The organism is Brevundimonas sp. (assembly GCF_023259385.1).
Taxonomy (GTDB): domain Bacteria; phylum Pseudomonadota; class Alphaproteobacteria; order Caulobacterales; family Caulobacteraceae; genus Brevundimonas.
In genome coordinates, this window is record NZ_JAHFPF010000225.1 from 1 (window position 1) to 5,828 (window position 5,828).

The window sequence follows — 5,828 nt, forward strand, 5'->3', positions numbered from 1 at the left end:
GTCAGATCGGTGCGGGCCACCAGGCCTTCGATCATCACCTTGACGCGGTTGTCCGACAGTTCGCGCAGCAGGTTGAACGAGCCATAGGAGGTGCGGTCCGACGGAATCTGCAGGCGGTCCAGCGCGGCGCCGTTGGCGTAGCGCATGAAGTTGTCGCCCGGGTTGACCGAGGTGTCGCGGCCGTTCAGGTCGAAGCCCCAGGTCCCGTATTTGGGGGCCTCGACGCCTTGCCAACCGGCGACGGCGGCGCCCTGTGCAGGGGCCTGGAACAGTTCGACGACCGTGCAGGATTCGTCGACGCAGGCGTGTTCGTCAGCATCGGTCCAGCTCTGCGCCTGGGCGGCGGCGGGCAGGAGCAGGGCGCCGAGGGCGGCGCTGATAAGCAGCTTCTTCATAGGAGTTTCCCCGACTTCTCTTCACCAACTTGGAAGGGTCGGCGCGGACCCTACGCCCGCCTCGGAGACTGTCGCCTGAATTTTTTGTCATGAAACGACGGAAAGCCAGACGCGGCGGCGTTTCAGCCTGTAGGCTGAACCGGACGGAGGGCGAATGACTCACGGCGGCGGCGGCGGCGAATATAAGGACCTTGTGGTCTTCCTGGCGGCGGCCGGGGTGGTGGTTCCCCTGTTCAACCGGCTGAAGATCAGCCCGGTTCTCGGCTTTCTTGCGGCAGGCGTCCTGCTGGGGCCCGACGGTCTGGCCCGATTCGCCGACACCGTACCCTGGCTGGCGTGGCTGACCATCTCCGACGCCAACCAGTTGCGCGCCCTGTCTGAACTGGGCGTGGCCTTCCTGCTGTTCATGATCGGGCTGGAGCTGTCGTGGGAGCGGCTCAAGGCGATGCGCCGGCTCGTCTTCGGCCTGGGGCTGACGCAGGTCCTGTTCTGCACGGTCGGACTGGCCGCCCTGTTCATGGCGATGGGCCAGACCCTGGTGTCGTCCGCCGTGCTGGGCCTGGGGCTGGCGCTGTCCTCGACCGCCGTGGTCATGCCGGTCATGGCTGAGCGCGGCCGCCTGGGCGGCGCGGCGGGGCGCACCATCTTCTCGGTCCTTCTGGCCCAGGACCTGGCCGTGGCGCCGATCCTGATCACCGTCACCGTGCTGGCGGCGTTGGCGCAGGGCGGAGTCACCGGCGGCGGCGACTTCGATCCGGCCGTGCTTGGCACGGCGCTGTTCACCCTCATCCCGGCCGCTATCGGTCTGGCCCTGCTGGTGGTGCTGGGCCGTCTGGTGCTGCGTCCGCTGTTCCGGTCGGTGGCCAAGGCCCGGGCCAAGGGGCAGGGGCAGGAGATGTTCGTCGCCGCCTGCCTGCTGGTCGTGGTCGGCGCCGGGCTGGGGGCCCAGGCCGCGGGCCTGTCGATGAGCCTCGGCGCGCTGGTGGCGGGCCTGCTGCTGGCCGAGACCGAGTTCCGGCGGGCGGTCGAGGTATCCATCGAGCCCTTCAAGGGCCTGCTGTTGGGCGTCTTCTTCGTGGGCGTCGGCATCGGGCTGGACGTGGACGCGGTGGCGGCCGATCCGGTGGCCGTGTTCGGGCTGGCGATCGGGCTGACCCTGTTCAAGGCCATGATGATCTACGGCGCGGCGCGGCTGTGGGGCGTGAAGAACAAGACCGCCATCGAGACCGCGCTGGTGCTGGGACCGGCGGGAGAGTTCGCCTTCGTCATCCTGGGCGCAGGTTTGGTGGAAGGAATCGCGTCGCCTGACTTCACACGTACAGTCATGCTTGCGGCCACCATAAGTATTTTTACTGTACCGTTGATGGCGATGTTCGCCGATCGACTGACGCGACAGGACGCCGCAGTTTTGCCTGATCTTCCGGCCGAGGCGCTGGAGCCTCCGTCGGTCGAGGGCCAGGTGCTGATCGTCGGCTTCGGCCGGGTGGGACGCCTCGTCGGGGAAATGCTGACCGAGCACGGACAGAGTTTCGTGGCCGTCGACGCCAACGCCTCCACCGTCGCCAAGGGGCGCGGCGAGGGCTCGAACGTCTTCTACGGCGACGCCGGCCAGGCCGACCTGCTGGCGCGCTGCGGCATCGAAAAGGCGCGCGCCATGGTGGTCACCATGGACGCCCCCGCCAAGGTCGACGAGGTGGTCGTCGCGGCCCGCTCGTTGAGGCCAGACCTGATCCTGATCGCCCGGGCGCGGGATTCCCGACACGCCGAACGCCTGTATCGGCTGGGCGTCACCGACGCCGTTCCGGAGACCACGGAGGCCAGTCTTCAACTGGCGGAAAACACCCTGGTCGACCTCGGCGTGCCGATGGGTCTGGTGCTCGCTTCGATCCACGAACGACGCGACCGTTTCCGCAAATTGTTCCAGGACGCCATGCCCGACGGGGAGGCTGCGCGGAGGCCCCGGGCGCTGAGGTCGACGCTCAAAAGATAGGCCGCGACGGACTTGGCAAGCTGCGCCGTTAACCCAGCAACTAACGCTGCTGTTAATCTGTACACCCCAATTTGGTCATCGTTGCGTGATGAGTGCCGCTGTTCGCCGGGCCTTAAGGTCGGGCCTGAGGTGCTTTCCGGAGCGCCCGAAACCCTGCCGTCATGGCGCTGTTTTCCTGCCGGTGGTCCTCCCCGCCGCTTAGTCGAGTAGCCGTTTTACATGCGAGACATCGCCCTTAGCTCCGCCCAGACCGCCTCGGATTCCGAGGCTGACGCCCCCCGCCTGAACCGTCGTCAGGCCGCCAAGGTGCGGACCCGTCAGAAGGTCCTGGACGCCGCGCGCACCCTCTTCGCGGAACGCGGCTACGAGCCCGCCACCATCCGCGACATCGCCAAGGGCGCGGGCATGTCGACCGGCGCGGTCTTCGCCAACTTCCAGGACAAGGCCGAACTGTTCGAGGCCGTCCTGGCCGAGGACCTGGCCCGTCTGGCGGAATCGCTGAAGGCCGCCGTCGCCGCCGAAAGCTCGGTGCGCGGACGCCTGGTGGCCGCCATGACCGCCGCCTATCACGAATCCCTAGAGCATCTGCCGCTGGTGCAGGCCGTCGTCGCCCGCTCGTGGTTCCAGCCGGTCGCCGCCGAAATGCGCAGCCGCGCCGCCGCCCGTCCGGTCTCCGTCATCGTCTCGGACGCCCTGCAGGCCGGCGTGCGTGAAGGCGAGCTGCGCCAGGATGCGGACATCCGCCTGCTGGGCGAGCTGATCTACGGCGCCTTCATCGCCAACTACCGCCACGCCGCCTACGACGGCTGGGGCATCGAACAGCTGACGACCCAGATCTCCAAGCAGATCGACATCGTCCTCGCCGGCGCGCTGGCCCGGCAATAGTCGGGGGCCGCGGACCGTCGGCCCTTCGGGACCTCCCGACCCGACGCGGCCTGGCGCTTCGCGCATGCTGAACAGATCAAAGGCCGCGGCATCCGCTGCGGCCTTTGTCTTGCGCTCAAGCAGCGAGCGACCGCGTCGCGAGCGTTAGCGCCCTTCGAAGAGCGTCAGCTCTTCCAGCGCAAGGTCGCGGGCTTCACCGGGTTGGCGAACGGCCGGCCCTCGGCGCGGGACTTGATCCATTCGCGCTTCAGCTGCTGGTACCATTTGGCCTGCTTGTCGGCGTCGTCGATCCAGATCAGGGCCGGATCGTAGCGCAGGCCCTCGTTCTGCAGGTTCACCATGCCGCCGTCCTGCTTGAGGAAGGCGACCACGCCCATGCGCAGGAAGGGTTTGGCCAGGTCGAAGATCCAGTGGTCCGACCAGAAGATCTGGGTGATCCGGGTCTTGGTGTCGGTGATGGGCGTCAGGCAGGTCAGCGCCAGCACCTGCTTCTCTCCGACCTGGATGTGTTCCCAGCGGTAGCCGGGCAGGCGGAAGGTGATCTCGGTCGCCGGGGCGCCGCCCAGGATCTTGTAGGCCCGGCTGTTCGACGACGGCGCGTGGCGCACCATGGCGAAGCCCTGTTCGCGCGGTTCGAAGGCCTTGGCCTTTTCGTGCATCGAATGCTCGGACCGCCACCACCACTGCTGATGGACGTAGGGGCCGTGGGCGGGGTCCATCAGGCCGACGACGGCGTGGTCGATATGGCTGTCGAAATCCATCCACTCGACCAGTTTGGCTCCGCCGCCGACCACGCCGGGGAACTGGGGCGGCTCATGATCGGGCTCGCCCGCGCCGCGCGGGTCCGAACTCATCCAGACGAAGACCATCCCCTGGCTTTCGCGCACCGGATAGGAACGCACCTTGATGCGGTCGGCCTCGAAGGGCTGGGATTCGACCAGCGAGGGGATGGCGGCGCAGACGCCGTCCGTGCGGAAACGCCAGCCGTGATAGGGGCATTCGACCGTCTCGCCTTCGCCCGGCTTGTTCACCACCCGCCCGGCCGACAGCGGCGCGGCGCGGTGGGGGCAGATGTCGCGCATGGCGAAGACCTGCCCGGCCTTCGTCCGCCCGATCAGGACCGGTTCATTGAGTAGTTCGTAGCGCTTCAGCGACTCGGGTTTCACGTCGCGCGCCAGGGCGACGAAATACCAGGCGTCCAGAACGAAGCCCTTGCCGAAGGCGGTCGGCGGGGCCTTGGCTTCGGGGGCGTTGGAGGAAACCGGAGCGGAATCTGCGGGCGTCATGACCGCACTTTAGCGTCGGCGGCGCGGGAAGTCTTGACCACCTGCATCCAATCGCGCCCCCTGCGGCGACTAGGGACAGATGCGGGCGAATGGCCCGCGCACGGGGAACCGCCATGAAGACCATGACCGCCGCCGCCGCCCTCGCCGCCTGCCTGTCACTGGGGCTGGCCGCGCCCGCCCTGGCCCAGGCGCACGGCTCGCACGCCGCCCACGGGCAAGCTACTCAGCAAGGGGCCGCGGACCACGGCCACCGCCACGCCGACTTCCAGTCGGGCCGGTTCCATGTCCGCATCGACGGGCCGGAGCATCCGGTCGGCGACATCATCCTGATCCCCGGCCTGACGTCGTCGCCCGAGGTCTGGGACGGCCTGACCGATCAGCTCAAGGGCCGCTACCGCATCCACCGCGTCCACGTGCAGGGCTTCGCCGGCGCGCCGGCCGAGGACAACGCCACCGGCCCGGTCGCCGCCCCGGTCGCCGAGGATCTGGCCCGCTACATCGCCGAACAGGGGCTGAACAAGCCGGTCGTCATCGGGCACTCGATGGGCGGCACGATCGCCATGATGCTGGCCGCGCGCCATCCCGACAGCGTCGGCAAGCTGATGGTCGTGGACATGGTGCCCTTCATGGGCGCGATGTTCGGCGCCCCGGGCGCGACGGCCGAGAGCGTCACCCCGATCGCCAACCAGATCTACGCCAGCATGTCGACCGGCACGCGCGAGGCCTACAACACCCAGGCCACGGCTTCGATCAACTCGATGATCAAGACCGAGTCCCTGCGCGCCGGTCCGATCCGCGACATGGAGACCAGCGACCAGCAGGTGGCCGCCTCGTCCTTCCGCGAGCTGATCGTCACCGACCTGCGGCCCGAACTGTCGCGCATCACCGCCCCGACCGAGGTGCTGTACGTCCTCTTCACCGGGCAGACGCCCGAGTTCACCGACATGGTCTACCGCATGTCGTACCAGGGCCTGCCGGGCGCCGAGCTGAAGCGGATCGATAATAGCGCCCACTTCATCATGCTGGACCAGCCCGCCGCCTTCGCCGCCGAGGTGAACGCGTTTTTAGAATAGGGCCCTCAAAGGTCATCCTTTCGGCGGAAACGCCCTTCACGGTCCTGTGAAGATTAGGGCGACCCGAAAAGTGGTTCCGGTTTTCGGATAAGTCGCCCCACTTTGTATCTTGAGAGGTTGTCGGCTTTCCAAGCCGCCAACCTCTCGGGGGCGTTTCCGTGCACCGTCTGATGGGCTAAGGCCGTCGGGCGGGTTGGGT

The 5,828-nt window shown here is 67.8% G+C and carries 4 protein-coding genes and 1 pseudogene; 3 read left to right on the top strand and 2 right to left on the bottom strand.

Translation table 11 applies throughout. The features are described 5' to 3' along the window. A pseudogene (locus tag Q0C81_RS14995) lies at positions 1–395 on the bottom strand (peptidase M13); the annotation flags it as partial. Between the two features lie 154 nt (positions 396–549). Here Q0C81_RS14995 and Q0C81_RS15000 point away from each other — a divergent pair. Together Q0C81_RS15000 and Q0C81_RS15005 are read left to right on the top strand one after the other, a co-directional pair. Further along, positions 550–2,385 carry a cation:proton antiporter gene (locus Q0C81_RS15000; protein ID WP_291839659.1) on the top strand — a complete coding sequence of 612 codons (1,836 nt, stop codon included), beginning with the start codon at positions 550–552 and terminating at the stop codon, positions 2,383–2,385. Between the two features lie 219 nt (positions 2,386–2,604). Next, positions 2,605–3,270: a TetR/AcrR family transcriptional regulator gene (locus Q0C81_RS15005; RefSeq protein ID WP_291839663.1), complete on the top strand. Its 666-nt coding sequence runs from the start codon at positions 2,605–2,607 to the stop codon at positions 3,268–3,270. A gap of 164 nt (positions 3,271–3,434) precedes the next feature. On the opposite strand, the gene Q0C81_RS15010 is transcribed toward Q0C81_RS15005, so the two are convergent. Then, positions 3,435–4,556, bottom strand: coding sequence for an aromatic ring-hydroxylating dioxygenase subunit alpha (locus Q0C81_RS15010; protein WP_291839666.1), 1,122 nt, complete (start codon positions 4,554–4,556; stop codon positions 3,435–3,437). A gap of 113 nt (positions 4,557–4,669) precedes the next feature. On the opposite strand from Q0C81_RS15010, the gene Q0C81_RS15015 reads away from it, so the two are divergent. Further along, complete coding sequence (locus Q0C81_RS15015) at positions 4,670–5,629, top strand: alpha/beta hydrolase (RefSeq protein ID WP_291839669.1); 960 nt, start codon at positions 4,670–4,672, stop codon at positions 5,627–5,629. Positions 5,630–5,828: the final 199 nt, after the last annotated feature.